Below are 25,689 nucleotides of genomic sequence, written 5' to 3'. Positions count from 1 at the left end.
TTCAGTGCCGGGACTATAGGCCATGGCTCGGGAGAGACCTGTAAAAATTCCACCGGTCCTGACGATTTCCCGTTCAGAAATCTCCGGCGTCGTGTCGTAGCGAGATCGGAGCGCGTTCCATCGGTCGCAGATGCGCCCGCGTTGCATTCATGCGCGATCCTGATAAGGCTGACCGAATGCTGAAGGATCGAGCCAGATTGTACGCACGGCCAACGCCGCCGTAGCCGTCGCTCTCCCACGAACATCACTCGCATCTCCGTCGCTTGCTGCCGCAATGGGCAGGTGACGTCCAATTCGTCTTTCCGTCACGCCGGTCGTGCGGGAACGCCTGGATCGTTTCAAATCATGTCCCTGACGAACCTGCGGAGCCAATGGGCTCCCGATATCACGCGCGAATTGCTGGCCGGCACCGTGGTCGCCCTGGCGCTGATCCCCGAAGCCATCGCCTTCTCGCTCATCGCGGGGGTCGACCCCAAGGTCGGGCTCTACGCCTCGTTCTGCATCGCGGTCATCACCGCCTTCGCGGGCGGGCGGCCGGCGATGATCTCCGCCGCCACCGGCGCCATGGCGCTGGTGATGGTCACCCTGGTGAAGGATCACGGCCTCGGCTACCTCTTCGCCGCCACCATCCTGACCGGCCTGTTGCAGATGGCGGCGGGTGCCCTGCGTCTCGGCAACCTGATGCGCTTCGTTTCGCGCTCGGTCGTCACCGGCTTCGTCAACGCGCTGGCGATCCTGATCTTCCTGGCGCAGATGCCGGAACTGATCGGACAGGGAAATACCGTCTACCTGATGACGGCGGTCGGCCTCGGGCTGATCTACGGGTTGCCCTACCTCACGAAGGCGGTGCCGTCTCCGCTCATCGCCATCCTGCTCCTCACCGCCGTTTCGATGGCGATGGGGCTGCCGATCCACAAGGTCGGTGACATGGGGGCGCTGCCCACCGAATTGCCGTTCTTCGCGCTGCCGCAGGTGCCCTTCACCCTCGAGACCCTACGCATCATCCTGCCCTACGCGCTCACGCTGACTATGGTCGGCCTGCTGGAGAGCCTGATGACGGCGGCCATCCTCGACGAGATGACCGACACCGGTTCGAACAAGAACCGCGAATGCGCCGGACAGGGCCTCGCCAATGTCGGGGCCGGTCTGTTCGGCGGTATGGCGGGCTGCGCCATGATCGGGCAATCGGTGATCAACGTCTCGTCCGGCGGCCGCGGTCGCCTCTCGACGCTCTGGGCCGGCGCCTTCCTGCTCTTCCTCATCGTGGTGCTCGGCCCCTACGTGGCACAGATCCCGATGGCTGCCCTGGTGGCGGTGATGATCATGGTGTCGATCAACACCTTCCAGTGGGGGTCCCTGCGGACCCTGCTGACCCATCCGAAGAGTTCGAGCTTCGTCATGCTCGGCACGGTCGCGGTGGTGGTGGCGACGCACGATCTCGCCAAGGGCGTCCTGTTCGGCGTGGTTCTCAGCGGATTGTTCTTTGCCCACAAGGTGACCCGGTTCTTCGCCGTCACCTCCGATCGGACCGGGACGGTGCGGACCTACCGGGTCACCGGGCAGATCTTCTTCGCCACGGCGGAAGCCTTTCACGCCGCTTTCGATTTCCGCGAGGTCGAACTGACCGGGATCGTGATCGACCTGTCGGAGGCCCATTTCTGGGACATCACCGGCGTCAACGCCCTCGACCGCGTGGTCCTCAAGTTCCGCCATCACGACATCGCGGTGGAGATCGTCGGCATGAACGCCGCCACCGCCACGATGGTCGAACGCCTGGGAACCCATCACAGGCCGGGCGCGGCTCTGGCCGCGGGTGGTCATTGAGGGGCCTCGTTCGGAGGCCGCCGGGGCGGGCGACGACCGGGAAGCGGGGGCTGGCCCGCAACCTGCAGCGGGTCGGGCTGGCGCGGGTCGGGTGCGGGTCGCATCCCGGCGCCATTGACCGACCCGAGACCGGGCTGACATCAGACACAACAATCGCATGACCGTCGCGCTGGCGCGCTACGGTCATGCTGGCGCAACCTGCCGCGGCTGAGGCAAGCTGCGTCGGGATCCGCCCGGACGCGAGGAGACAGAGGTCATGAGCGCGCTTCACCCGGAAATCGCCGCCGTCACGGCGCGCATCATCGAGCGCTCGGCCCCCTCGCGAAAGGCCTATCTCGACCTGATCGCGCGCGAGCGCGAATCCGGCGTCCACCGGCCCATGCTAAATTGCGGCAACCTCGCCCACGGCTTCGCCGCGTCCGGCGAGGACAAGACGGTGATCAAGTCCGGGCGTGCGATGAACCTCGCCATCGTCACCGCCTACAACGACATGCTGTCGGCGCATCAGCCCTATGGCCGCTACCCCGAGCAGATGAAGCTGTTCGCCCGCGAGGTCGGCGCTACCGCCCAGGTGGCCGGCGGCGTTCCGGCCATGTGCGACGGCGTCACGCAAGGGCAGCGCGGCATGGAGCTGTCGCTGTTCTCGCGGGATACCATCGCGCTGTCCACGGCGGTGGCCCTCAGCCACGGCATGTTCGACGGGGCGGCGCTGCTGGGCATCTGCGACAAGATCGTGCCGGGGCTGCTGATCGGCGCGCTCCGCTTCGGCCACCTCCCGATGATCCTGATCCCGGCCGGGCCGATGCCCTCGGGGCTCGCCAACAAGGAGAAGCAGCGCATCCGCCAGCTCTATGCGGAGGGCAAGGTCGGGCGCGACGAGCTGCTGGAGAGCGAATCCGCCTCCTATCATGGAGCCGGCACCTGTACGTTCTACGGCACGGCGAATTCGAACCAGATGATGATGGACGTGATGGGCGTCCACATGCCCGGCGCATCCTTCATCAACCCGGGCACGAAGCTGCGCCAGGCCGTGACGCGGGCGGCGGTCCATCGCCTCGCTGAGATCGGGGCCAACGGCAACGATTACCGGCCCCTCGGCCACTGCATCGACGAGAAGGCCATCGTCAACGCGGTCGTCGGGCTGCTGGCGACCGGCGGATCGACCAACCACGCCATCCACCTGCCGGCCATCGCGCGGGCGGCCGGCATCGTCCTCGACTGGGCCGATTTCGACCGGCTCTCGGCGGTCGTGCCCCAGGTCGCGAAGGTCTATCCCAACGGTTCTGGCGACGTGAACCATTTCCACGCGGCCGGCGGCATGTCCTACGTCATCGCCAGCCTGATCGATGCCGGGCTCCTGCACGACGACATCCTGACCGTGGCCGGGAGCCGCCTGCGCGACCATGCCCGCGACCCCAAGCTGATCGACGACCAGCTCGTCTACGAGGACGCGCCGGAGCGCTCGCATGACGAGACCATCCTGCGCAGCCCGGCGGAGGCCTTCCAGCCGGATGGCGGCATGCGCCTCGTCAAGGGCAATCTCGGCCGCGCCACCTTCAAGACCAGCGCCGTCGATCCGTCGCGCTGGACCGTCGAGGCGCCGGCCCGCGTCTTCGACGACCAGGACGACGTCATGGCGGCGTTCAAGGCCGGGGAACTCGAACGGGACGTGGTGGTGGTGGTGCGCTTCCAGGGACCGCGCGCCAACGGCATGCCGGAACTGCACAAGCTCACGCCTCAGCTCGGCGTGCTGCAGGATCGCGGCTTCCGCGTCGCCCTCGTCACCGATGGACGGATGTCGGGCGCCTCCGGCAAGGTGCCGGCGGCGATCCATCTGAGTCCGGAAGCACTCGGCGGCGGCCCCCTGGCCAAGCTGCGCGACGGCGACATCGTGCGCCTGAGCGCGGAGGCCGGGACCCTCGAAGCCCTGGTCGACCCGGCCGAATGGGCGGGCCGGACCGACGCCGTGCCGCCCCCGCCGGCCTTCGGCACCGGTCGCGAGCTCTTCGCCTTCCTGCGCCACGGCGCCGACGGGGCCGAGCAGGGCGCCTCCGCCATGCTCGCCGCCGCCGGCCTCTGACACTCGCCTCCGCCCAGCCAAGGATGCCGTCCATGACCACCATCGACACCCTGATGCGCTCCGTCCCCGTCATTCCGGTGCTGGTGGTGGAGGATGTCGCCCAGGCCGAGCCCATCGCCCGCGCCCTGGTGGCGGGTGGTCTCACCGCCCTGGAGGTGACCCTGCGGACGCCCGCCGCCCTCGACGTCATCCGGGCCATGGCGCGGGTGGAGGGCGCCGTGGTCGGCGCCGGGACCGTCCTCAATGCCCGCGACCTCGACGCGGCGCTCGAGGCGGGCGCGCAGTTCATCGTCAGCCCCGGCCTCACCGATCCGCTGACCCGGGCCGCGCTTGCTCGCGGCGTCCCCTACCTGCCGGGGGTCGCCAATGCGGCCGACATCATGCGCGGCCTCGACCACGGCCTCGATCGTTTCAAGTTCTTCCCGGCGGAGGCTTCCGGCGGCATCAAGGCGCTCAAGGCTTTGGCAGGCCCCTTCGGGCAGGTCCGGTTCTGCCCGACCGGCGGCATCTCCGAGGCCACGGCGCCGGATTGGCTCGCCCTCACGCCGGTGCTCTGCGTCGGCGGCAGCTGGGTGGTTCCCCCGGGCGTGCCGGAGCCGGAGGTGATCCGCCGCTCGGCCGAGGCGGCCAGCCGCCTCAGGGGCTAAAATCCCGCCGATCTCTCCGAGACCCGCAGCCGCCGGCCGTGGAGGAATCGGCCAGCGGACACGTCGGTTTCGCGTCCGTCGGCCAAGAGGATCGGCGAGTCACGGATGCCTGCTGTGTCGATCCCGGCCGGTCTCTTGTGATCCGTCACGAAGGGTATCTGATTCTCATCCCTGGGACCCGCAAGCGGAGCTTCGCGAATCGTGCCGCGCGGCTCGTTTCCCGTCCTGAGCCGGTCATCCACATCCCAAAGATCTGCTTGAGATCATTTTGGTATGCCAGCGGACAAAGCGTCGGTTTGAGACCATTCGCTGAGCAATCGGGATGGAGCCGGATTGTCTGCGGCCTTCTCAGAAGTGTCATAAATCACAGATTATTCCGTATTTCCTGAGACTTGCAGCTCATCCCGGACCACCCGACCGGCGCGGAAAACAGGCACCGCTTCGAAAAAGCTGCCCTCAGAACAGTCACTTAGCCACCTGTTCAACGTTGCAAGCCCGCAACAGCAGGCCGGAACCGCCGCCGCGATCACGATTCCGAGTTGCCGCAAAGAAGGCGCTCGCACACAGTGATTGGGCGTTGGGGGCAACTCCGGGGCAATCAACAATTTCCGGCGGTAACGCCTGGTCATTCAAGAACAAAGGGCGACGCGACATCGAGATCCTCGAAGATCTCGGGCGTAGTACGCTTTCCTCGGGTCTCGAAGCTTTTGGAGAATTCAATGAAGCTCTTGAAGAGCTCGCTTCTCGCCTCCGCTGCAGGATTTGCCGCGGTCGCTGGAGCACAGGCAGCCGACCTTCCGGTCAAGAAGGCTGCCCCGATCGAATACGTCCGTGTCTGCTCCGCCTACGGCGCAGGCTTCTTCTACATCCCCGGCACCGACACCTGCATCCGTCTCTCGGGCCGCGCCCGTATCGACGTCGGCTACCAGCCGACCGATAGCCGCTCCGGCTCGAACGGTGACACCACCGGTTATATCGGCCTCGCCCGCATCAACGTCGATGCCCGCACGCAGACCGCCTACGGCACCCTGCGCGCCTTCGTGCGCCTCCAGTTCGCCTCGCGGACCGGTGCCACCGGCGGCCTTCGCTCGGGCACCCAGGAGCGTATCGGCAACGCCTTCGGCGCCACCGGCCAGGACCAGAACGGTCGCGCCCAGCAGTTCGTGAATACCGACAAGGCGTTCATTCAGTTCGCCGGCCTCACCGCCGGTCGCGCGTCGTCGTTCTTCGACTTCTACGCCCACGATTTCGAGTTCGCCGGCGCCACCGCCAACTCGGACCTGCAGTCCACCAACCTGCTCGCCTACACGAGCAAGCTCGGCGGCAGCGGCCTCTCGGCCACGATCTCGCTGGAAGACCCGACCTTCCGCCGCAACACCATCTATTCGCAGGTGTTCGGTGCCAACACCACGTTCACCCCCGCTGGCTCGCAGGTTGGCATCAACGTCGCCAACACCGGTGCGCCGTCGCCGATCTTCACGGGTAACGGGTTCTCCAACGTCGATGTCGCGCAGCGTAACCGCATGCCCGACTTCGTCGGTGTCCTTCGGTACGATGCCGCCTGGGGCTCGGCGCAGATCTCCGCCGCCGTCAAGGAGCTGAACACCGGCAACTTCATCTCGGGCGCCGCTCTCGGCCCGAACGGAACGGCGCTTGCTCCGAACCTCGCCGGTACCGGTTTCGCCGGTCTGGCCGGCACGCTCCAGCGTCCCGCCAGCGAGTACGGCTGGGCCGTTCAGGCCGGCGCCAAGATCAACATGCCCTTCATCGCACCCGGCGATACCCTGTACCTCCAGGGTGCCTACGGCGAAGGCGCGACGCTCTACACCGGCTACTCTTCCTACAATGGCAGCTACGCGTCGCGCGCCAGCACCATCAACGGCGCTGCGTTCGACCCCTACATGTCCGATGCCACGCTCAACCCCTTCACGGGCAAGATCGAGCTGTCGACCAGCTTCACGGTTGTCGGTTCGTTCCTGCACTACTGGGCTCCCGAGTGGCGTTCGGCCGTGTTCGCCAGCTACGGCGAGCTGAACTTCGCTCGTGGCGCCCGCGCCGCCAATGCCGCCGTGTTCCAGTCGACCGGCTCGACCGGTCAGTTCACGGGTGTTCCCGGCCAGGTGTCCTTCAATGTCAGCCCCGTGCTGCGTGACAACTATCAGATCGTCGCCGGCGCCAGCATCATCTGGTCGCCCGTCAAGGATCTCGATATCGGTCTCGAGGGCTTCTACACCAAGGTTGGTGTCCAGAACGGTCGCGTCGTCGACATGACCCGTTCCAACGGCGCCGTCACGGCCGCCAACATTGCCAACGGCAGTGTCCGTACCGTCACCGCAGACGACACCTTCCAGCTGCGCGCCCGCGTCCAGCGCGACTTCTAAGCGACGGAACGGTCCGGTCCGGGTTCCCGCTGAGCCCGGGCCCTCCATCTTCGAGACAGGCGAACTGGCCCGGCTGCAAAGTCGGGCCTTTTTGCATGTGCGCAGCATCGCCCGATGGGAGCGTGGCGGCAGGACAGTCTGAGGCTCGGGACGCCATGTCTGAGGCTTTAGAAGTCCGGTTGACGCTTCGCGGCACGCCCCTTGCCAGGGCGGGAAGCGTTTCCGTCTTGGACAGCGCGAAAACAACGATTGCGGCGGCAAAGTCCCCTGCTACGTTGCTTATGTAAGTCTCAGTGATCGCCGGTGCGGCGATCGACCCTCCGGAGTCAGCCTGCAGATGCGTTCGTGCCATCAGAGATCCACCCTGCCTGCCGTCGCCCTCAGCTTCGCGCTGTCGGTGCTCGCGGGAGGGAGCGCCCAGGCGCAAGACCTCACCGGGACCCTGAAGAAGATCAAGGAAACCAATTCGATCACGATCGGCTACCGGGACGCGTCCGTGCCGTTCTCGTATCTCGACGGCGATCAGAAGCCGGTCGGTTACGCCCTTGAGATCTGTCAGAAGATCGCCGAGGCGGTGAAGACCAACCTCAAGATGCCCAATCTCGAGGTGAAGCTGAACCCCGTCACCTCCGCCACCCGCATCCCGCTGATCGCCAACGGCACCATCGATCTCGAATGCGGGTCGACGACCAACAATCCCGACCGTCAGAAGCAGGCCGCCTTCACCAACACGCACTTCCTGACCGCGACCCGCTTCGTCGCCAAGAAGTCGGCCAAGCTCGACAAGATCGAAGATCTGAAGGGCAAGACCGTGGTCTCGACCTCGGGGACCACCAACATTCGGCAGATCAACGAGGTCAACACGGCGCGTAACCTCGGCCTGACCATCCTGCCGGCCAAGGACCATGCCGAAGCCTTCCTGATGGTCGAGACCGGCCGGGCCGCTGCCTTCGTGATGGATGACGTGCTGCTGGCCTCCCTCGCCGCCAGCTCGAAGGACCCCGGTGCCTACGCGATCTCCAGCGAGGCGATCTCGAAGCCCGAGCCTTACGGCATCATGCTGCGCAAGGACGACGCTCCGTTCAAGGCCGTGGCCGACGAGGCGACCGCCAAGCTCTACAAGAGCGCCGAGGGCCGGGCGCTCTACGACAAGTGGTTCACCAAGCCGATCCCGCCGCGCGGCATCAACCTGAACCTCCCGATGAGCGAGGCCATGATCAAGGCCTTCGCCTCGCCGAGCGACAGCCCGGACCCGGCCGCTTACTGAACCGAACCATCCGGACGACCATCCACCGACGCCTCGCCCTTCCTCAGGGCGGGGCGTTTCGCGTCCTGGCGTCTGTCAGGGATCCGTCGAAATCCGATGATCCCCACAAGACAAACGAAAGACGCGAACCCCCGCGCCGAATCTCATCGCCCGGCCGTCTCACCCCCTGCGGCCGAGTGCTCTCCTCCGGCAGAGCCCGCGAGCCGTTCCATCGTGGCGAAGAGCACCGACCAGTCCACCGGCTTGGCCACGTGGGCGTCCATGCCGGCAATCCGGCAGCGCTCGATCTCCTCCGGCATGGCATTGGCGGTCAGGGCGATGATCGGCGTGCGCGGCCGGCCCTCCAGGCGCTCGCGGAGGCGGATCGCCTGCGTCGCCGCCAGCCCGTCCTGTCCCGGCATCTGGACGTCCATGAGGACGAGGTCGCGGGGACGGTCGAAGGCCGCCGTCACCGCCTGCTCGCCGTCGTCGACCACGTCGACCACATGCCCCTTCTGGCGCAGCACCGTGCCGATGATCTCCTGGTTGATGGCGTTGTCCTCCGCCAGCAGCACCTGCCAGCTCGGCCCGGCTCGCCGAGCCAGCGTCGTCGGGGTCGGCGCCGCCGCGGCATCCGCGCCGGCCGCGCGGTGTAGCGGCAGCCAGAACCAGAAGGTCGACCCCTCGCCGAGCCGGCTCTCGCCGCCGATCTCGCCACCCATCAGGTGCACCAGCCGTCGGCAGATGGTGAGTCCGAGGCCGGTTCCGCCGTACTGGCGCGAGGTCGAGCCATCGGCCTGGGCGAAGCGTTCGAAGAGTTGGGACAGCGTCTCCGGCGCGATCCCGATCCCGGTGTCGATCAGGGCGATCCGCAGGGTCGCGCCCGGGCGCGGCGCATCGTCGGGCGCCGGGGCCCAGGTGACCCGGAGGGTCACCGAGCCCGCGGGCGTGAACTTGATCGCGTTGGTGGCGAGGTTGAGGATGACCTGCCGTAACCGGGTGGGGTCGCCGAGCAGCCAGTCCGGCACGTCGTCGGCGATCTCGGTGACGAACCGGACATCGCGAACCTGCGCGATCTCCGCGCTGAACTCCCGGCAGGCCTCGACCAGCGCTCGCAGGCTGAACGGTACGGATTCGATGACGAGCTGGCCGGCCTCGATCTTCGAGAAATCGAGAATGTCGTTGACGATGGTGAGGAGGGAGCGGCCGGACTCCTGGGCCAGCCCGACCAGACGCGCCTGATCCGGTGTGAGCTGCGCGTCCCCGCGCAGGAGATCGTGGACCCCGAGGATACCGACGAGCGGGGTGCGCAGTTCGTGGCTCATATTGGCCAGGAACTCCGCCTTCGCGCGGGCGCCGGCCTCGGCGGCGACGCGGGCCCGCTGCAGGTCGGCTTCCTGGCTCTGGCGTTGCGACACGTCGCGGATGGCCTGGATGATCTGGACGTCGCCCCCTTCCTCGATGCGCCGGAAGGCGGCTTCGACCCAGATGTCGGACCCGGATTTGTGGCGCATCCGATAGATGACCGACCCGGTCGGCTGCTCGGGGCCGAGGGCGTGCAGGGTGGCTGAGAGATTGGCGATGTCCTCGTGATGCACGAGGGTGCGCAGGCCGAGGCGATTGGCCTCGACGGCATCGTAGCCGAGCATCCCCGTCACGGCCGGGGAGATGTAGAGGTGGCGCCCGGAGGCATCGTCGAGGACGATCAGATCGGCGGTGTAGTCGGCGAGCAGGCGATAGCGCGCCTCGCTCTCCCGCAACTGCTCGTCGGAGTGACGGCGGTGCGTGATGTCGGTGAGAGTCTGAAGGTGCCCGTCGCCGTTCAGCATCGGCAGCGAGCGGGTCTCGATCACCCGTCCGTCGGCCCGTCGGCGCTCGGAGCGCAGTTCGGTGGTGCGCCGGTTCTCGTCGAGGTGCCAGTGCTTCGGGTCCTGGATCAGGGTACCCCAGGTGCCGGTTTCGCGCAGATGCTGGCGGAGAATGCGATAGTCCGGCTTGGTCGCCAGGATCTCGGGCGAGATCGCCAGGATCTCCATGGCCCGGCGATTGATGACGGGGATGTGCCCGGTCCCGTCGATTCTCAGCAGCCCCTGATCCATGCTCTCGAGGGTCGCTTCGAGCAGCGCGGATTTCTCGGCCAGGGCACGCTCGGCCTGCTTCAACTCGGCGATGTCGGCAAACACGCCGAAGATCGCCTCCGGCTGGGTGTCGTTGGAGGGATCGCGGCCGGACCGCTCGGGCAGGCAGAGGCCGCGCACGAGAACGTCCCGCACCTCGCCGGACGGCCGGACCAGCCGCAGGGCGATGTCGAACCCCTCGTGCCGGCGCAATGCGCGGGCGATCCGCCGCACCATGCCGCGACGGTCGTCCGGGTGGCAGGCGGCGATACTGCCCGGGATGGTGGGAACGAAGCTCTGCGGCTCGTGCCCGTGGATGCGGTAGACCTCGTCGGACCACGTCAGGACGCGCGAGGCCAGGTGGAGATGCCAGTGGCCGATATGGGCGACCTGCTCGGCCAGGACGAGGCGGCGGTTGGCATCCAGGGTTTCGGGCTGCGCCTGCGCGAGGTGGCTGATGTCACGTCGGGTGACGAGGACGCGATCCACCGGGCCGGTGCCGGGTCGTCGCAGGGGCACACAGGTGGTTTCCGTCGCGGGCGCCGCCGATGATCCGTCCGCCGGTATCTGGCTCCGCACCGTCGTTCCGCTCGCAGCCGCCTGGGCGAGATCCCGCCGCATCGCCGCACCCTCGGATGCGGGCAGCAGCGCCGAGACGTCGCGACCGATCCGGCCGTCGTCGCCCCCGAAGGCGGCCGCTGCCGCAGCATTCCAGGCGGCGAGACGGAAACCGCCGTCCGGCGCGACCGCGAAGACGAGGTGCGGATCGGCCGAGGCATCGAACACGGCGTTCAGCAGACCGGCGTCGCGGCCCGCCGCAAGAGCGGCTGGTCGACGCCGCCACCGGACGAGCCCGAGCGTGCCCGCGCCGACCAGGGCTGCCAATCCGACGCCGATCCCGAAGCTGCCCGGTGACCACGCCTGCAGGGACCCGGTTTCGATCGCGGATGCGGGTTGAGCGGCAAACAGGAAGACCGGCGTGCCGCGTGCGGCCCCAACTGCCATCCAGCGCGGGACCCCGGCGAGGCTAGGTCTGAATTCCGACGGGCGGATCTTCACGCCGTCCGATGCTCCCCAAGCAGGTGCCGTCGCAACGGGAGAGGCAGTACCGCCGCCACCGGGGAGGCTCCGATCGCGGCGCCGATGGGAGTGGCGTGGACAATCCGCGACGCGGCGGTGCCGCCCTTCTGGGCCATCGGGATAGCGACGAAGTTGGTGTGAACCGCCCGCCACAGGGGCACGCGCTCGTCGCCGGCGGAATTGGTCTCGTCCGTGCCGACGCCAAGCCTCGCCGCGATGACGGGCAGCAGGACGCCGCCGGCAATTCGCAGCCCGTCCGGGGTGAAGGGCGGATCGGTGACGTCCATGAGTCTCTCGGCGTCGGCGGCCTGACGAGACGGTCAAGCTATGCGGTTCCGGGTAACGCATCTGCGCGGTTGCGCACAGGCGGCAAAAAGCGGATGCGACGCAGGGTGATCGCAACCCCTGGCCGGCAGCCATCGTCGCATGGGTGTTCAGCACGATCCGGGCCGGACCGATCGCCGGACCCTGGGGCGGCCATCGATGGCGCGGTGAACGGAGCAGGCCGACCTGCGATATCGTTCATGGTCCGGACGGCATCCGCGCCCACGCCGAGCGCATGGCAAGACCAGCGAACGCACCCGAGACTCGCCCTTCTGCATGGCTCGGAGGACCCCCGCGCGGCACTGCCGCAACGCTGCTGCGCCAAGGTCGGAAACGGCCGATTCAGAACGGGTTCGCGCCTTGACTTCGGGTGACGCGGGGTCGCATTGCACAATGCTGTGGGATGGTGCTTCCGTCCCGCCGGGCTGACTTTCCTTTGAAAGCCTCTAAGGTCCCGTCTGGCCGATTCCGCACCCGGAATGAGGCTCATCCGGCGCAATCATGCTTGGAGTGTGACACTTGGCGAACACGGCAGCCGATCCCGAGAACTCTCACGGCGCGCCGGACGGCACGCGACGTGACTTCATGTTCCTCGCGACGGGAGCGGCCCTGGCCGTCGGCGCCGGCGCGCTCGCCTGGCCCTTCGTCGCCTCGATGGCGCCGGACGCCGAGACCATCGCGGCCGGTGCTCCGCTCGAAGTCGATCTGGCACCGATCCAGGAAGGTCAGATCGTCAACGTGTTCTGGCGCGGCAAGCTCATCTTCGTGCGCAACCGCTCGGAGAAGGAGATCAAGGAAGCCGGCGAGGTGAAGATGGCGGATCTCATCGATCCGCAGACGGACGCCGCCCGCGTGAAGCAGGGCCACGCCAAGTGGCTCGTGGTCTACGGCAATTGCACCCATCTCGGCTGCGTGCCGATCGGCCATCAGGGCCAGTACGAAGGCTGGTCCTGCCCCTGTCACGGCTCCCTCTACGACACGTCAGGCCGGGTGCGCCGGGGGCCCGCCCCGACGAACCTGCCGATCCCGCCCTACATCTTCGAATCGGATTCCAAGATCCGGATCGGCGAAGAGGGCGGCAAGGCCGTCGCCTGACACCCTGAAACAGGATTTGGAGCGGGTCGCCCCATGAGCGGACACGGCAATATCTACGTTCCCAAGAGTGCCTTGGCGAAGTGGTTCGAATCGCGCCTGCCCCTGATCGGGCTGGTGCATTCGTCCTTCGTCTCCTTCCCGGTGCCGCGGAACCTCAACTACTTCTGGACCTTCGGCGCGATTCTGATCGCCATGCTGGTGTCGCAGATCGTCACCGGCGTCTGGCTGGCGATGCACTACGATCCCTCCGCCGCCAACGCCTTCAACTCCGTCGAGCACATCATGCGCGACGTGAATTACGGCTGGTTGTTGCGCTACATGCACGCCAACGGCGCGTCGATGTTCTTCGTGGCGGTCTACGTCCACATCTTCCGGGCGTTGTATTACGGCTCGTACAAGGCCCCCCGCGAGGTGCTCTACATCCTCGGCGTGATCATCTACCTGCTGATGATGGCGACCGCGTTCCTTGGCTACACCCTGCCGTGGGGCCAGATGAGCTTCTGGGGCGCCACCGTCATCACCAACATCCTGGCGGCGATCCCGGTGGTGGGCGACACCATCCAGAGCCTGCTCTGGGGTGGATACTCGGTCGGCAATCCGACCCTGAACCGCTTCTTCTCGCTCCACTACCTGCTGCCGTTCATGATCACCGGCGTGGTGATCCTGCACGTCTGGGCGCTGCACGTGACGGGCCAGAACAACCCGGCCGGCATCCCGATCAAGACCGGCAAGGATGCGGTTCCCTTCACGCCCTACGCGACCGTCAAGGACGTGTTCGCCTCGGTGGTGTTCTTCGCCTTCTTCGCCTACTGGATCTTCTACCAGCCGAACTACCTCGGCCACGCCGACAACTACGTGCCGGCCAACCCGGCCGTGACGCCCGCCCACATCGTTCCGGAATGGTACTTCCTGCCGTTCTACGCGATCCTGCGTGCGGTGCCGGACAAGCTCGGCGGCGTCATCCTGATGTTCAGCGCAGTGCTGATCCTGGCGCTGGCGCCGTGGCTCGACACCTCCCGGGTGCGTTCGTGCAACTACCGCCCGATCTATCGCCAGTTCTTCTGGCTGTTCGTGGTGGTCTGCGTGGTGCTCGGCTGGCTCGGCGCGAAACCGCCGGAGGGTGGCTACGTCATCGCGGCCCGGATCTGCACGGCCTATTACTTCCTGCACTTCCTGCTCGTGATGCCGCTGGTCGGCCTGTTCGAGACGCCGAAGGCTCTTCCGGGCTCGATCCTCGAGACCGTGACCGGCCCCGGCAAGCAGATCAGCGGGTCCGGCATGCCGGTGGGTGCGGCGGCCGCACCATCGTCCAAGGGTTGAGGGCAGGGGACTTTTAAGAACCATGAAAACAACCCGCCTTCTCGCCGCGTCCCTGCTCGCGGCCGTCATGAGCATCTCTGCCGTCCAGGCAGAGGAGGAGCATGGCCCACCGAATCCGCCCCGCGAAAAGTGGAGCTTCGCCGGGACCTTCGGGCGCTTCGACCAGGCCCAGCTTCAGCGCGGTTTCCAGGTCTACAAGGAAGTCTGCTCGAGCTGCCACGGCATGAGCCTCGTGCGCTTCCGCAACCTCTCGGAGGAGGGGGGCCCCGGCTTCACCACCGGGCAGGTCAAGGAACTCGCCGCCCAGTACAAGGTGAAGGAGCAGAACGATGCGGGTGAGGACGTCGAGCGTCCCGCCCGTGCCGCCGACGCCTTCCCGTCGCCCTTCCCGAACGAGAAGGCGGCCGCCGCCGCCAACGGTGGCAAGGCCCCGCCCGACTTCTCGGTGCTGGCGAAAGCCCGGACCTACGAGCGCGGCTTCCCGTGGTTCGTCCTCGACGCGATGCCGTTCATCGGCTTCTCGGAGCAGGGCGTGGACTACATCCACGCGCTTCTGAACGGCTACGAGGACCCGCCGGCCGGCAAGGAGATTCCGGCAGGGACCTACTACAACAAGTATTACGCCGGTCACCTGATCGCGATGCCGAAGCCGATCAGCGACGGGCAGGTGACGTACGCCAAGAACGACAAGGGTGAGCCGGTGGTGCCGGAGACCACCGAGCAGTATTCGAAAGACGTCGCGGCGTTCATGGCCTGGGCGGCCGAGCCCCACATGATGGCGCGCAAGGCCCTCGGCCTGCGGGTGATCCTGTTCCTGCTCGTGCTCTCCGGCCTGCTCTACTACGTGAAGAAGAAGATCTGGGCGAAGGTCGGCGGCGAGGTCCACGGTCTCCAGCCCGAGCTGCACAAGACCTACTGAGCAAGTCTCGCTGACCAAGTCTCGCTGACCAAGTCTCGCTGACCAAGTCTCGCTGACCAAGCCCCGCTGACAAAGTCTCGCTGACCAAGTCTCGCTGACAAAGTCCCGGCGGTCTGGATGGACCCGCCGGCCCTTCGTTGACACGACCCGCGCCGGCGCCCCAAGGAGGGGCGACCGGCGCGAACTTTTGGAGATGGGGATGACGGCAGCGGTGCTCGGCGTGATGGGCGGGTCCGGGGTCTATGACCTGCCCGGCCTGGAGGATGTCCGCGAGGAGCGGATCGAGTCTCCCTGGGGCGAGCCCTCGGACGCCCTGCGCATCGGCCGCATCGGCGAGACCAAGGTGGTGTTCCTCGCCCGCCACGGGCGAGGCCACCGCTTCTCGCCCTCCGGCATCAATTATCGGGCGAATATCGACATCCTGAAGCGGGCTGGGGTCACGGACCTCGTCTCGCTGTCGGCTTGCGGCTCGTTCAAGGCGGAGCTGCATCCCGGCCTCTTCGTCCTCGTCGACCAGTTCGTCGACCGGACCCACGGCCGCGCCGCGTCCTTCTTCGGCGACGGCTGCGTCGCCCACGTCTCCCTGGCCCACCCGATCGGTCCCGCCTTGCAGGGCCGCATCGCCGAGGCGGCGCAGGCCGAGGACATCGCCGTCCATCGCGGCGGGACCTATGTCTGCATGGAGGGGCCGCAATTCTCGACCTACGCGGAATCCACCACCTACAAGGCCCTCGGCTACGACGTCATCGGCATGACCAACATGCCGGAGGCCAAGCTCGCCCGCGAGGCCGAGATTACCTACGCGACCATCGCCATGGTGACCGACTTCGATTGCTGGCACCCGACCCACGAGGCGGTGGACGTGGCCGCCGTGGTGGCGGTGGCGCGCGCCAATGCCGACAAGGCCGCTCGGCTCGTCGCCCGTCTCGCCCGCGACTTCCCGGCCGAGCGCGCGGCCTGTCCGGCGGGCACCGAGCGGGCCCTCGACGGCGCCATCATGACCGCCCCGGCGCAGCGCGATCCGGCCCTGCTGGCCAAGCTCGATGCCGTGGCCGGACGAGTCCTCTCCGCCTGACGTGATCGGCGCGCCGGTGGATTCGGCACCTGGCGCCCTTCACGGGGGCCGGTCTTCGCACTAGAAGGCGGGTTCCTCTCGAAGAACCGGAACCGATCAGTGACCCAAGAGGCCAGGCGCTTCGCCAGCATCAGCCGCAAGACGGCGGAAACCGACGTCCGCGTCTCGGTCGATCTCGACGGAACCGGACGCGCGGCTGTCTCGACCGGCGTCGGTTTCTTCGATCACATGCTCGAACTGTTCGCCCGCCACGGCCTGTTCGACCTCGACGTCGCGGTGTCCGGCGATCTCCACGTCGACCATCACCACACGGTGGAGGACACCGGCATCGCCCTTGGGCAGGCGGTTGCGCAGGCCCTGGCCGACAAGCGCGGCATCGCCCGGTACGCGGACATCCACCTGCCCATGGACGAGACGCTGACCCGCGTCGCCATCGACATTTCCGGCCGCCCGTTCCTGGTGTTCCGCACCGAGTTCCGGGTCGAGAAGATCGGGCAGTTCGACACCGAACTGGTGCGCGAGTGGTTCCAGGCCTTCGCCATGAATGCCGGCCTCACCCTGCATGTCGAGACGCTGTACGGTGACAACGCCCACCACATCGCCGAAAGCTGCTTCAAGGGCTTGGCCCGCGCCTTGCGCCAGGCGGTGGCGATCGATCCCCGCGAGGGTGGTCGGGTTCCCTCCACGAAGGGATCGCTCTGATCCGCCTCGGGGCGGCTCGGCAGGGAGGATGCGAGACGTGATGCGCACCTATACGTTGCACCCGGAGCGGGACGCCCTGGCCGGCGAGGCTTACGGCCTCGAACGCGCGCACCTGGTGCCGGACGGCTTCTCCTGGCCGGCCTTTGCCTTCGGACCCCTGTGGTTCTTCTTCCACCGTCTCTGGCTCGCGGGCCTCGGCGTGCTGGTACTCCTCGCCGGCGTGGCGCTCGGTGGACGCCTCCTCGGCCTGACGCCGGTGGCGGCGTCGATCATCGCGCTCTTGGTCTCGATCCTGATCGGCCTCGAAGCCTCCTCCCTGCGGCGCTGGACCTATGCCCGGGTCGGGCAACCGGTCCGGGATGCGGTGATCGCCGCGAGCACCGAGGAAGCCGAGATGAAGGCCTCCGCCCGCTGGCTGGAAGGCGCGCCCCCCGCACGGCCGTCCTCGGCCCCCTCTGGCGGACTCGCTGTCCCACCGAGCGATCTCGCCATCGGCATGTTCCCCTTCAGCGAGACGCGCCGGTGAGCGTCGAGACCGTCGCCATCATCGATTACGGCTCGGGCAATCTGCACTCCGCCGCCAAGGCCTTCGAGCGCGCCGCGCGCGAGGCCGGCCTGGATGCGACGCGGATCGTCCTGACCGACGAGGCCGAGACCGTCGCGCGGGCCGACCGGGTGGTTCTGCCCGGCGTCGGCGCCTACGCCGATTGCCGCCGTGGCCTCGACGCCGTGCCGGGCATGGTGGAGGCGATGACCCATGCGGCGCATGCGCGGGGTCGCCCCTTCCTCGGCATCTGCGTCGGCATGCAACTCCTCGCGACGCGCGGCCTCGAATACGACACGACGCCGGGCCTCGGCTGGATTCCCGGCGATGTCGGACCGATTCAGCCGTCCGATCCAGGCCTCAAGGTGCCGCATATGGGCTGGAACACCCTGCAGGTGGACCGCGAGCACGCGCTGCTGGCCGATATCCCCACCGGCGAGCGAGGCCTGCACGCCTACTTCGTGCACAGCTACGCGCTGTCGCCGGAGCGGTCCGAGGACCGGGTCGCCCATAGCGATTACGGTGGCGCGGTGACCGCGATGGTGGCGCGCGACAACGTCGCCGGCACCCAGTTCCATCCGGAGAAGAGCCAGCACCTCGGCCTTGCGCTCCTCGCCAACTTCCTGCGCTGGCACCCCTGAGACCCGCACCCCACTTTTGAACCGTCCACCCGAAAGCGAACCGACGCGTGATCCTGTTCCCGGCCATCGATCTCAAGGAAGGACGCTGCGTCCGCCTCGTCCAGGGCGACATGGCCCAGGCCATCGTGTTCAGCGATGACCCGGCCGCGCAGGCCGCCGTCTTCGAGGAACAGGGCTTCTCCTGGCTGCATGTGGTCGATCTCGACGGCGCTTTCGCGGGCGCCCCGATGAACGCCGACGCCGTCGACGCGATCCTGGCCCGCACCAAGTTGCCGGTGCAACTTGGCGGCGGGATCCGCGAGATGCGTACGCTGGAGGCCTGGATCGCCAAGGGCGTCAGCCGCGTCATCATCGGCACCGCCGCCGTGCGCGATCCCGCCTTCGTGCGCGAGGCGGCCCGTCTCTATCCGGGCAAGATCGCGGTCGGCATCGACGCCAAGGACGGCCGCGTCGCGGTCGAAGGCTGGGCGACCACCTCCAGCATGACGGCGGAGGAACTCGGTCGCCGGTTCGAGGATGCCGGCGTCGCGGCCATCATCTACACCGACATCGCCCGTGACGGCATCCTGAAGGGCCTCAACATCGAGATGACCCTCGGCCTCGCCCGCGCCGTCACCATCCCGGTGATCGCGTCCGGCGGCCTCGCCTCGATCGAGGATGTCCACCGCATCCTGGAGCCGGATTGCGCGCTGCTCGCCGGCGCCATCACGGGCCGCGCCCTCTACGACGGCCGCATCGATCCGCGTGAGGCCCTGGCGGCGATCCGGCGCGCCACCGGCGCGGCCGATGCCGGTCCGGCGGCCTGATCCGGTTCGAGGACTCCCGTGCTCAAGACCCGCATCATCCCCTGCCTTGACGTCAAGGACGGTCGCGTCGTGAAAGGCGTGCAGTTCCTCGAACTGCGCGATGCCGGCGATCCGGTCGAGGCCGCCAAGGCCTATGACGCGGCCGGAGCCGACGAACTCTGCTTCCTCGACATCACCGCGAGCCACGAGGATCGCGGCACGCTGCTCGACGTGGTCAGCCGCACCGCCGAGGCCTGCTTCATGCCGCTCACCGTCGGTGGGGGCATCCGCACGGTGGCGGATATCCGCACGCTGCTGCTGGCCGGGGCCGACAAGGTCTCGATCAACACCGCGGCGGTCAACGATCCCGATTTCGTGGCGCGCGGGGCGGAGAAGTTCGGCAGCCAATGCATCGTCGTGGCGATCGATGCCAAGCGCACCTCCGCGCCCGACGCGCCGCCGCAATGGCAGATCTTCACCCATGGCGGACGCAAACCGACCGGCATCGACGCCATCGCCTTCGCCCGCACCGTGACCGCCCGCGGCGCCGGAGAATTGCTGGTGACCTCGATGGATCGGGACGGGATGCGCTCCGGCTACGACATCGGCCTGACCCGGGCCATCGCCGACGCCGTCTCGGTGCCGGTCATCGCCTCCGGCGGCGTCGGTGGTCTCGACGATCTGGTGGCGGGCGTGCGCGATGGCGGCGCCAGCGCGGTCCTGGCCGCCTCGATCTTCCATTTCGGGCAGCACACCGTTTCCGAGGCCAAGGCCCACATGGCCGCGGCCGGCCTTTCCATGCGCCTCGATCCCTGAGGCCGAGTTGTCGCAGCCCTTGCGTCATGATCCATCGTGCCGCACGCTTGGTTGCATGGCACGATAAGCCCGGTTCGCCGGGATCAGGATGGTATGACCCAATTTACTCTCAGCGACCTCGAAGCCCTGGTCGCGGACCGTGCGGCGGCCTCCCCCGAGACGTCCTACACCGCAAAGCTCCTCTCCGGTGGCCCCGCCCGGGCTGCCAAGAAACTCGGCGAGGAGGCTGTCGAGGCCGCGATCGCCGCGGTCCAGGGTGATCGCGCAGGCCTCGTCAGCGAATCGGCGGACGTGCTCTATCACCTCCTGGTTGTGCTACGCGGGGGCGGCATCGCCCTCGACGAGGTCCTGGCGGAATTGCAGCGGCGGACGGTCCAGAGCGGGATCGCCGAGAAGGCCGCACGGAGGCCCGCGTGAACGCCGAGCCCCCCATGCCGATGGGCCGGCCCGAACGTCCCGCCATTCGGGGACAGAATCCGGTGATGGGTCACGACCCGGTGACCGGCGAGGGCTCCGAGCGGCTCTCGCCCTATCGCCTGTTCAACCGCGAGGAATGGGCGCAGCTGCGCGCCGACACCCCGCTGACCCTGGCCGCCGAGGAAGTGGCCCGGCTCCAATCTCTCAACGATCCGATCTCGGTGGAGGAGGTCGAGGCGATCTATCTGCCGCTGTCGCGGTTGCTCTCGCTCTACGTCGCGGCGACGCAGGGGCTGTTCAAGGCGACCCAGCGCTTCCTGCTGGCCGAGCACGAGACCAAAGTGCCCTACATCATCGGCCTCGCCGGTTCGGTCGCGGTCGGCAAATCGACCTCGGCCCGCGTGCTGGCGGCGCTCCTGGCGCGCTGGCCCAACACCCCGAAGGTCGACCTCATCACCACCGACGGCTTTCTCCTGCCGAATGCCGAGCTGAAGCGCATGGGCGCGATGGAGCGCAAGGGCTTCCCGGAAAGCTACGACACCGCCGCGCTGCTGCGCTTCCTCACCGACATCAAGGCCGGCAAGAAGCGCGTGGCCGCCCCGCTATACTCGCACCTCGTCTACGATGTGGTGCAGGGCGAGGAGCGGATCATCGAATCGCCCGACATCCTTATCGTCGAGGGTCTGAACGTGCTCCAGCCCGCGCGCCTGCCGCGCGACGGCACCGCGATCCCGTTCGTGTCCGACTTCTTCGACTTCTCGATCTATCTCGACGGCCACGAGGACGACCTGCATCGCTGGTACGTCAACCGCTTCCTGCGCCTGCGCCAGACCGCCTTCCGCGATCCGCTGTCCTACTTCCGCAAGTATGCCGAGGTGACGGAGGCGGAGGCGATCGAGATCGCCGACACCCTGTGGACGACGATCAACCTGCCCAACCTGCGCGACAACATCCTGCCGACCCGCCAGCGGGCCAGCCTGATCCTCGCCAAGGGGGCGAGCCACCGCATCGAGACGGTGGCCCTGCGCCGGCTCTGATAACGGCGCGCGATCAACCGGTCATCCCAGCGGATAGGCCGCCTCGACCACGTAGGGGCCGCCGCCCTTCGACTCGCGCGCCGAGAACAGTGCGACCCGCTCCACCGTGAAGGTCAGCGGCGTGAACAATCCGCGCTCACCGAGATAGGCGGCGACATCCTCCGCGCCGGCCTCGCGGCGCAGGCGCGCCAGGGTGACGTGGGGCGTGAATTTTCGTCGCTCGGCTTCGGCCCCCGCCTGGCGGGCGAGGCGCTCGTGCTCGGCCTGGAGATCGCCGAGTTCAGCATTCGGCGCCACCGTGGCGAGGATCGCCCGGGGCTTGTCGCCCCCGAAACTCGCCAATCCGTCGAGGGTGACGGCGAAGGGCGCCCGGGGCCGCGCCTCGGCCAGCCGCGCGTGCAGGGCTTCGGCGATCTCGACCTCGACGTCGCCGAGGAACCGCAGGGTGACGTGATAATCGGATGGCTCGATCCAACGGCTGCCGCGCAGGGCACCGCGCTTGAGGGATAGCGCCTCGGCGACGTCCGGCGGGATCTCCAGCCCGGTGAACAGGCGGGGCACGGCCTCAGCGCCCCTGCGGCGTCAGGCGATCGAGGAAGCTCTCGACCGTGGGCAGGATGCCGGCCACGATGGCCTGCACCCCCTTGGCGTTCGGGTGCAGGCCGTCATCGAGGTGGGCCTGCCGATCGCCCAGGATGCTCTCGAGGAAGAACGGGTAGAGGACGAGGCCGTAGCTCTTGGCGAGGTCCGGATAGATCGCATCGAAGCGCGCCACGTAATCCGGCCCGAGATTGGGTGCGGCCTTCATGCCCGCGAGGAGGACCGGGATTCCGCGCGCTTTCAGCCGGGCGATCATTGCGTCGAGGGCCTTGCGGGTTACGGCCGGATCGGTGCCGCGCAGCATGTCGTTGGCGCCGAGTTCCAGGATGACCCCGTCCGTCCCGTCCGGGATCGACCAGTCGAGGCGGTCGAGCCCGCCCGTGGTGGTGTCGCCCGAGACGCCCGCATTGGCGATCGAGACGGCGCGACCGCGGGCCTTCAAGGCCCGTTCCAGCACGGCCGGGAAGGCGGCATCCGAGGGCAGGCGGTATCCGGCCGTGAGGCTGTCGCCGAAGGCCACGAGCTTCACGGGGGGCGTGTCGGCGGCGGCGCGTGCGGGCGTATCGCCCGGCCCGAGTGCGGCAAAGAGCGTCATCAGGGCCGCGAGGCCGAGACCGGCATGGCGCGCCGCTTGCGCCCGGACCATATCGGCGAGACGTGAGACTCCACACAGACCCATTCGATCACAACCCCGACCCTCGGTTCACCATGACCTCAGTTGCCCACAGATCGGTCGCCCGTTGAAGTCCGACAAGCCCACGGCGCCGACGGCGCGGACCATCGCCCTCTCCGACATCGACCTAAGCCTCGGCCGCGGCGCGGCGCGCGTCCACGTCCTGCGCGGAATCTCCCTCGACGTGGCGCCCGGTGAGGCGGTTGGCCTGGTCGGCCCGTCCGGATCGGGCAAGTCGACCCTCCTGATGGTGATGGCGGGGCTGGAGCGGCCCGATGCGGGTCGCATCGTCGTGGAGGGCACGGATCTCGGCACCCTCGACGAGGACGCCCTGGCGCGCTTTCGCGGGCGTCGCATCGGCATCGTGTTCCAGGCCTTCCACCTGGTGCCGACCATGACGGCCCTGGAGAACGTGGCCCTACCCCTCGAACTCGCCGACCAGCCCGACGCCCATCGCCGGGCCCAGGCCGAGCTGGAGGCGGTCGGCCTCGGCCACCGGCTGCACCATTACCCGGCCCAGCTCTCCGGCGGCGAGCAGCAGCGGGTCGCCATCGCGCGCGCCATCGCGCCGAACCCGGCGATCCTCGTGGCCGACGAGCCGACGGGCAATCTCGACGAGGCGACCGGTCGGCAGATCGTCGACCTGCTATTCGCCCTCAAGCGGGACCGCGGCGCCACCCTCGTGCTGGTCACGCACGATCCCGGCCTCGCGCGCCTATGCGACCGCACCGTCCGCCTGCGCTCCGGCCGGGTGGAAGCGCCGGCGCCGGTCCAGGCCTGATCCGATGCACGGCACCCTTCCCGAAACCGCGACGCCCCGGCGGGCCGGCCCCCGCATCCCGCTCACCCTGCGGCTCGCCCTGCGCGAATTGCGCGGCGGTCTCGCGGGCTTCACCGTCTTTCTCGCCTGCATCGCGCTCGGCGTCGCCGCCATCGCGGGCGTCGCCTCGATCTCGCGCTCGCTGACCGACGGGCTCGGCCGCGAGGGCGCCCGCATCCTCGGCGGCGACCTCACCTACAGCCTGATCAACCGGGAGGCGACGCCCGAGGAGCGGGCTGCCCTCGACGCCCAGGGCAGGGTCTCCGTGGTGACCACCCTGCGGGCGATGGCGGTGGCGGGCGAGACCGGTGCCGCCCTGGTCGAGCTGAAGGCGGTCGGCGCCGATTATCCCAGCGCCGGCGACCTCGTCACCGATCCGGCCGAGCCCCTGGCGGATCTGCTGGCCGAGCGCGACGGCGCCGCCGGTGCGGTGGCGGACCCCGTGCTGCTGACGCGCCTCGACCTCAAGGTCGGCGACCGGATCACCATCGCGGGCAAGCCCTTCGCGATTCGGGCCACCCTGGTGTCAGAGCCCGACCGCATCGCCAACGGCATCGGCTTCGGGCCGCGCGTGCTGATCTCGCACGCGGCGCTCGCGGCTTCGGACCTGATCCGGCCCGGCAGCCTCAATCGCTGGAGCTACCGCCTGCAGGTTCCGAACGTCGCCGATGCCGAACTCGACACCCGCGTCGCCGCCATCGCCAAGGCGGCCCCGGATGCCGGCTGGGAGATGCGGGCGCGGACCAATGCGGACCCGCGCTTCGCCAAGAGCATCGAGCGTTTCACCCAGTTCCTGACCCTGGTCGGGCTCACCGCGCTCATCGTCGGCGGCGTCGGCGTCGCCAATGCGGTCGCGGCCTTCGTCGAGCGCAAGCGCGGCGCCATCGCCACCCTGAAGAGCGTCGGCGCGCCGGGCGGGCAGGTCGTCGTTCTCTATCTCACCCAGGTCCTGCTGATCGCCGCCCTCGGCATCGCGATCGGGCTGGCGGTCGGCGCGGCGCTGCCTTTCGGCCTCGACGCCGTGTTCCACGATGCCCTGCCGCTGCCCCTCAATCCGACGCTGGCGCCGGGCGAACTGGCCCTGGCGGCGGCCTACGGCTTCCTGACCGCGCTCGCCTTCGCGATCCTGCCCCTCGGCCGCGCCCACGACATCCCGGTCTCGGGCCTGTTCCGCGACGTGGTCGATCCGGGCTCGATCCGGACGCGGCTGCGCTATCGCCTCATCCTGGGCGCGGCCCTGGCCGGGCTCGTCGCCCTGGCCCTGGTCACCGCCTTCGACCGGCGTCTGGCGCTGATCTTCATCGTCGCCGCCGGGCTCGCCTTCGGGCTACTGCGCCTCGTCGCCGTCGGGCTGATGGCGCTCGCCCGCCGCCTGCCGCGCCCGCGTCGGGCCGCCCCCCGGATGGCGCTCGCCAACCTGCATCGCCCGGGGGCGCTCACCCCCGCCATCGTGCTCTCCCTCGGCCTCGGCGTGACCCTCCTGGTCACCCTGAGCCTGATCGACGCCAACGTGCGGCGCACGCTCACCAACTCCCTGCCGGCCAAGGCCCCGAACCTGTTCTTCCTCGACATCCCGTCCAGCGACGCGGATGCGTTCCACGGCTTCCTCGGCGCACAGGCCCCGGGCGCCAAGATCGAGCGGGTGCCGATGATGCGCGGGCGGATCACCGCCCTGAACGGCGTCCCGGCGGGCGAGATCAAGCCGCCGGAGGATGCCGCCTGGGTCCTCGACGGCGATCGGGGCATCACCTACGCGGAGGATCTGCCCGAGGGCTCCTCCCTGGTCTCCGGCACGTGGTGGAATGCCGAGGAGGCGCGGACGCCGCTGGTCTCGTTCGATGCCGAACTGGCGGGCAAGCTCGATCTCAAGGTCGGCAGCACCGTGACGGTCAACGTCCTCGGGCGCACCCTGACGGCGAAGATCGCCAACCTGCGCAAGGTCGAATGGCGCTCGCTCGGCATCAACTTCGTCATGGTGTTCACGCCCGGCACCTTCCGGGGGGCGCCGCATTCCGACCTCGCCACCCTGACCCTGCCCAACGGGCCGGACGCGAAGGCCGAGGCCACCATCCTGCGGGATGTCGCCCGGGCCTATCCCTCCGTCACCAGCGTGCGGGTGAAGGAGGCGCTGGAGGCCGTCAGCGACATCGTCGCCAAGCTGGTCCTGGCCATCCGTGGCGCCAGCGGCATCGCCGTGGTGGCCAGCCTGTTCGTGCTGGCGGGTGCGCTGGCGGCGGGCCACCGCGCCCGGCTCTACGATGCCGTCGTGCTCAAGACCCTGGGCGCCACCCGGTCCCGCCTGCTCGCGGCCTACACCCTCGAATACGGCGCCCTCGGGCTGGCGACGGCGATCTTCGGTCTCGCCGCCGGCACCCTTGCCGGCTGGGTGATCGTCACCCGCGTGATGAAGCTCGAGTTCACCCTCGACCTGTCGGGCGCGATCGTGGCCGCCGCGCTGGCGGTGGCCTTCGCGATCGTCCTCGGCCTCGCCGGCACCTGGCGCATCCTCGGCCAGAAGCCGGCGCCCTACCTGCGCCAGTTCTGAG

22 protein-coding genes are annotated in these 25,689 nt (G+C 68.5%); 18 read left to right on the top strand and 4 right to left on the bottom strand.

The genetic code is table 11. The features are described 5' to 3' along the window. Nucleotides 1-345 precede the first annotated feature (345 nt). From J7U37_RS07730 to J7U37_RS07710, 5 genes are all read left to right on the top strand, one after another. Nucleotides 346-1,824, top strand: a complete 1,479-nt coding sequence (locus tag J7U37_RS07730; protein WP_156375908.1) for a SulP family inorganic anion transporter — start codon at nt 346-348, stop codon at nt 1,822-1,824. 256 nt (nt 1,825-2,080) lie between these two features. Then, nucleotides 2,081-3,904, top strand: a complete 1,824-nt coding sequence (gene edd, locus J7U37_RS07725) for a phosphogluconate dehydratase (RefSeq protein ID WP_056189983.1) — start codon at nt 2,081-2,083, stop codon at nt 3,902-3,904. A 32-nt stretch (nt 3,905-3,936) separates the two neighbouring features. After that, nucleotides 3,937-4,551 carry a bifunctional 4-hydroxy-2-oxoglutarate aldolase/2-dehydro-3-deoxy-phosphogluconate aldolase gene (gene eda / locus J7U37_RS07720; RefSeq protein ID WP_247635335.1) on the top strand — a complete coding sequence of 205 codons (615 nt, stop codon included), beginning with the start codon at nt 3,937-3,939 and terminating at the stop codon, nt 4,549-4,551. Nucleotides 4,552-5,270: 719 nt separating this feature from the next. Next, the gene (locus J7U37_RS07715; protein WP_056478870.1) at nt 5,271-6,932 is read left to right on the top strand and encodes a porin; all 1,662 of its coding nucleotides are present in this window, start codon (nt 5,271-5,273) and stop codon (nt 6,930-6,932) included. Between the two features lie 337 nt (nt 6,933-7,269). Then, nucleotides 7,270-8,199, top strand: coding sequence for an amino acid ABC transporter substrate-binding protein (locus J7U37_RS07710; RefSeq protein WP_247635334.1), 930 nt, complete (start codon nt 7,270-7,272; stop codon nt 8,197-8,199). Between the two features lie 143 nt (nt 8,200-8,342). Here the strand turns inward: J7U37_RS07710 and J7U37_RS07705 are convergent, their stop codons facing one another. After that, complete coding sequence (locus J7U37_RS07705) at nt 8,343-11,300, bottom strand: ATP-binding protein (protein ID WP_247635333.1); 2,958 nt, start codon at nt 11,298-11,300, stop codon at nt 8,343-8,345. A gap of 50 nt (nt 11,301-11,350) precedes the next feature. Continuing rightward, nucleotides 11,351-11,662, bottom strand: a complete 312-nt coding sequence (locus J7U37_RS07700) for a hypothetical protein (protein ID WP_056189992.1) — start codon at nt 11,660-11,662, stop codon at nt 11,351-11,353. 556 nt (nt 11,663-12,218) lie between these two features. Here J7U37_RS07700 and petA point away from each other — a divergent pair. The 11 genes from petA to coaA all read left to right on the top strand — a co-directional run bounded on the left by petA (nt 12,219) and on the right by coaA (nt 21,050). Further along, complete coding sequence (gene petA / locus J7U37_RS07695) at nt 12,219-12,794, top strand: ubiquinol-cytochrome c reductase iron-sulfur subunit (protein ID WP_056189994.1); 576 nt, start codon at nt 12,219-12,221, stop codon at nt 12,792-12,794. Between the two features lie 33 nt (nt 12,795-12,827). Then, nucleotides 12,828-14,114 (top strand): cytochrome b N-terminal domain-containing protein, encoded by a 1,287-nt coding sequence (locus J7U37_RS07690; protein WP_056189996.1) that lies wholly within the window; start codon nt 12,828-12,830, stop codon nt 14,112-14,114. A gap of 22 nt (nt 14,115-14,136) precedes the next feature. Next, a complete protein-coding gene (locus J7U37_RS07685; protein WP_247635332.1) occupies nt 14,137-15,033 on the top strand; it encodes a cytochrome c1 in 897 nt (298 codons plus the stop codon). Nucleotides 15,034-15,232: 199 nt separating this feature from the next. Next, nucleotides 15,233-16,108: an S-methyl-5'-thioadenosine phosphorylase gene (locus tag J7U37_RS07680; RefSeq protein WP_247635331.1), complete on the top strand. Its 876-nt coding sequence runs from the start codon at nt 15,233-15,235 to the stop codon at nt 16,106-16,108. A 99-nt stretch (nt 16,109-16,207) separates the two neighbouring features. Further along, entirely contained in the window at nt 16,208-16,810 is a 603-nt protein-coding gene (gene hisB, locus J7U37_RS07675) for an imidazoleglycerol-phosphate dehydratase HisB (RefSeq protein WP_247635330.1), read from the top strand. Between the two features lie 40 nt (nt 16,811-16,850). After that, nucleotides 16,851-17,336 (top strand): DUF2628 domain-containing protein, encoded by a 486-nt coding sequence (locus J7U37_RS07670; RefSeq protein WP_247635372.1) that lies wholly within the window; start codon nt 16,851-16,853, stop codon nt 17,334-17,336. Then, entirely contained in the window at nt 17,333-17,995 is a 663-nt protein-coding gene (hisH, locus tag J7U37_RS07665) for an imidazole glycerol phosphate synthase subunit HisH (protein ID WP_247635329.1), read from the top strand. Before J7U37_RS07670 ends, hisH begins: the two co-directional genes overlap by 4 nt. Nucleotides 17,996-18,042: 47 nt before the next feature. Then, entirely contained in the window at nt 18,043-18,801 is a 759-nt protein-coding gene (gene hisA, locus J7U37_RS07660; RefSeq protein ID WP_247635328.1) for a 1-(5-phosphoribosyl)-5-[(5-phosphoribosylamino)methylideneamino]imidazole-4-carboxamide isomerase, read from the top strand. An 18-nt stretch (nt 18,802-18,819) separates the two neighbouring features. Then, nucleotides 18,820-19,596: an imidazole glycerol phosphate synthase subunit HisF gene (gene hisF, locus J7U37_RS07655; RefSeq protein WP_056190010.1), complete on the top strand. Its 777-nt coding sequence runs from the start codon at nt 18,820-18,822 to the stop codon at nt 19,594-19,596. A gap of 93 nt (nt 19,597-19,689) precedes the next feature. Further along, complete coding sequence (locus tag J7U37_RS07650; RefSeq protein ID WP_056190012.1) at nt 19,690-20,013, top strand: phosphoribosyl-ATP diphosphatase; 324 nt, start codon at nt 19,690-19,692, stop codon at nt 20,011-20,013. 65 nt (nt 20,014-20,078) lie between these two features. Next, on the top strand, nt 20,079-21,050 hold the full coding sequence (gene coaA, locus J7U37_RS07645; protein ID WP_056190110.1) for a type I pantothenate kinase: 972 nt from the start codon (nt 20,079-20,081) through the stop codon (nt 21,048-21,050). Between the two features lie 21 nt (nt 21,051-21,071). Here the strand turns inward: coaA and thpR are convergent, their stop codons facing one another. After that, nucleotides 21,072-21,611, bottom strand: coding sequence for an RNA 2',3'-cyclic phosphodiesterase (thpR, locus tag J7U37_RS07640; protein WP_247635327.1), 540 nt, complete (start codon nt 21,609-21,611; stop codon nt 21,072-21,074). Between the two features lie 4 nt (nt 21,612-21,615). Next, a complete protein-coding gene (locus tag J7U37_RS07635) occupies nt 21,616-22,329 on the bottom strand; it encodes an arylesterase (RefSeq protein WP_247635326.1) in 714 nt (237 codons plus the stop codon). A 61-nt stretch (nt 22,330-22,390) separates the two neighbouring features. Between J7U37_RS07635 and J7U37_RS07630 the strand changes: the two genes are divergently transcribed. Next, nucleotides 22,391-23,104: an ABC transporter ATP-binding protein gene (locus J7U37_RS07630; RefSeq protein WP_056190016.1), complete on the top strand. Its 714-nt coding sequence runs from the start codon at nt 22,391-22,393 to the stop codon at nt 23,102-23,104. Nucleotides 23,105-23,108: 4 nt separating this feature from the next. Then, the gene (locus J7U37_RS07625; RefSeq protein ID WP_247635325.1) at nt 23,109-25,688 is read left to right on the top strand and encodes an FtsX-like permease family protein; all 2,580 of its coding nucleotides are present in this window, start codon (nt 23,109-23,111) and stop codon (nt 25,686-25,688) included. The last annotated feature ends 1 nt before the right edge of the window (nt 25,689 follow it).

This window comes from Methylobacterium sp. 37f (assembly GCF_023093475.1).
Classification (GTDB): Bacteria; Pseudomonadota; Alphaproteobacteria; order Rhizobiales; family Beijerinckiaceae; genus Methylobacterium.
Note: the sequence above shows the minus strand (reverse complement) of the source record. Positions and strands in the feature narration are given on the sequence as shown.

What these genes read in the sequence shown, in the direction of transcription:
- J7U37_RS07625 (WP_247635325.1), top strand. Translation starts at nt 23,109, where the DNA reads ATGCACGGCACCCTTCCCGAAACCGCGACGCCCCGGCGGGCCGGCCCC.
- eda (WP_247635335.1), top strand. Translation starts at nt 3,937, where the DNA reads ATGACCACCATCGACACCCTGATGCGCTCCGTCCCCGTCATTCCGGTG.
- J7U37_RS07700 (WP_056189992.1), bottom strand. Translation starts at nt 11,662, where the DNA reads ATGGACGTCACCGATCCGCCCTTCACCCCGGACGGGCTGCGAATTGCC.
- J7U37_RS07710 (WP_247635334.1), top strand. Translation starts at nt 7,270, where the DNA reads ATGCGTTCGTGCCATCAGAGATCCACCCTGCCTGCCGTCGCCCTCAGC.
- J7U37_RS07705 (WP_247635333.1), bottom strand. Translation starts at nt 11,300, where the DNA reads ATGGCAGTTGGGGCCGCACGCGGCACGCCGGTCTTCCTGTTTGCCGCT.
- J7U37_RS07730 (WP_156375908.1), top strand. Translation starts at nt 346, where the DNA reads ATGTCCCTGACGAACCTGCGGAGCCAATGGGCTCCCGATATCACGCGC.
- J7U37_RS07670 (WP_247635372.1), top strand. Translation starts at nt 16,851, where the DNA reads ATGCGCACCTATACGTTGCACCCGGAGCGGGACGCCCTGGCCGGCGAG.
- J7U37_RS07715 (WP_056478870.1), top strand. Translation starts at nt 5,271, where the DNA reads ATGAAGCTCTTGAAGAGCTCGCTTCTCGCCTCCGCTGCAGGATTTGCC.
- J7U37_RS07690 (WP_056189996.1), top strand. Translation starts at nt 12,828, where the DNA reads ATGAGCGGACACGGCAATATCTACGTTCCCAAGAGTGCCTTGGCGAAG.
- J7U37_RS07650 (WP_056190012.1), top strand. Translation starts at nt 19,690, where the DNA reads ATGACCCAATTTACTCTCAGCGACCTCGAAGCCCTGGTCGCGGACCGT.
- edd (WP_056189983.1), top strand. Translation starts at nt 2,081, where the DNA reads ATGAGCGCGCTTCACCCGGAAATCGCCGCCGTCACGGCGCGCATCATC.
- coaA (WP_056190110.1), top strand. Translation starts at nt 20,079, where the DNA reads ATGGGTCACGACCCGGTGACCGGCGAGGGCTCCGAGCGGCTCTCGCCC.
- J7U37_RS07680 (WP_247635331.1), top strand. Translation starts at nt 15,233, where the DNA reads ATGACGGCAGCGGTGCTCGGCGTGATGGGCGGGTCCGGGGTCTATGAC.
- J7U37_RS07685 (WP_247635332.1), top strand. Translation starts at nt 14,137, where the DNA reads ATGAAAACAACCCGCCTTCTCGCCGCGTCCCTGCTCGCGGCCGTCATG.
- J7U37_RS07635 (WP_247635326.1), bottom strand. Translation starts at nt 22,329, where the DNA reads ATGGGTCTGTGTGGAGTCTCACGTCTCGCCGATATGGTCCGGGCGCAA.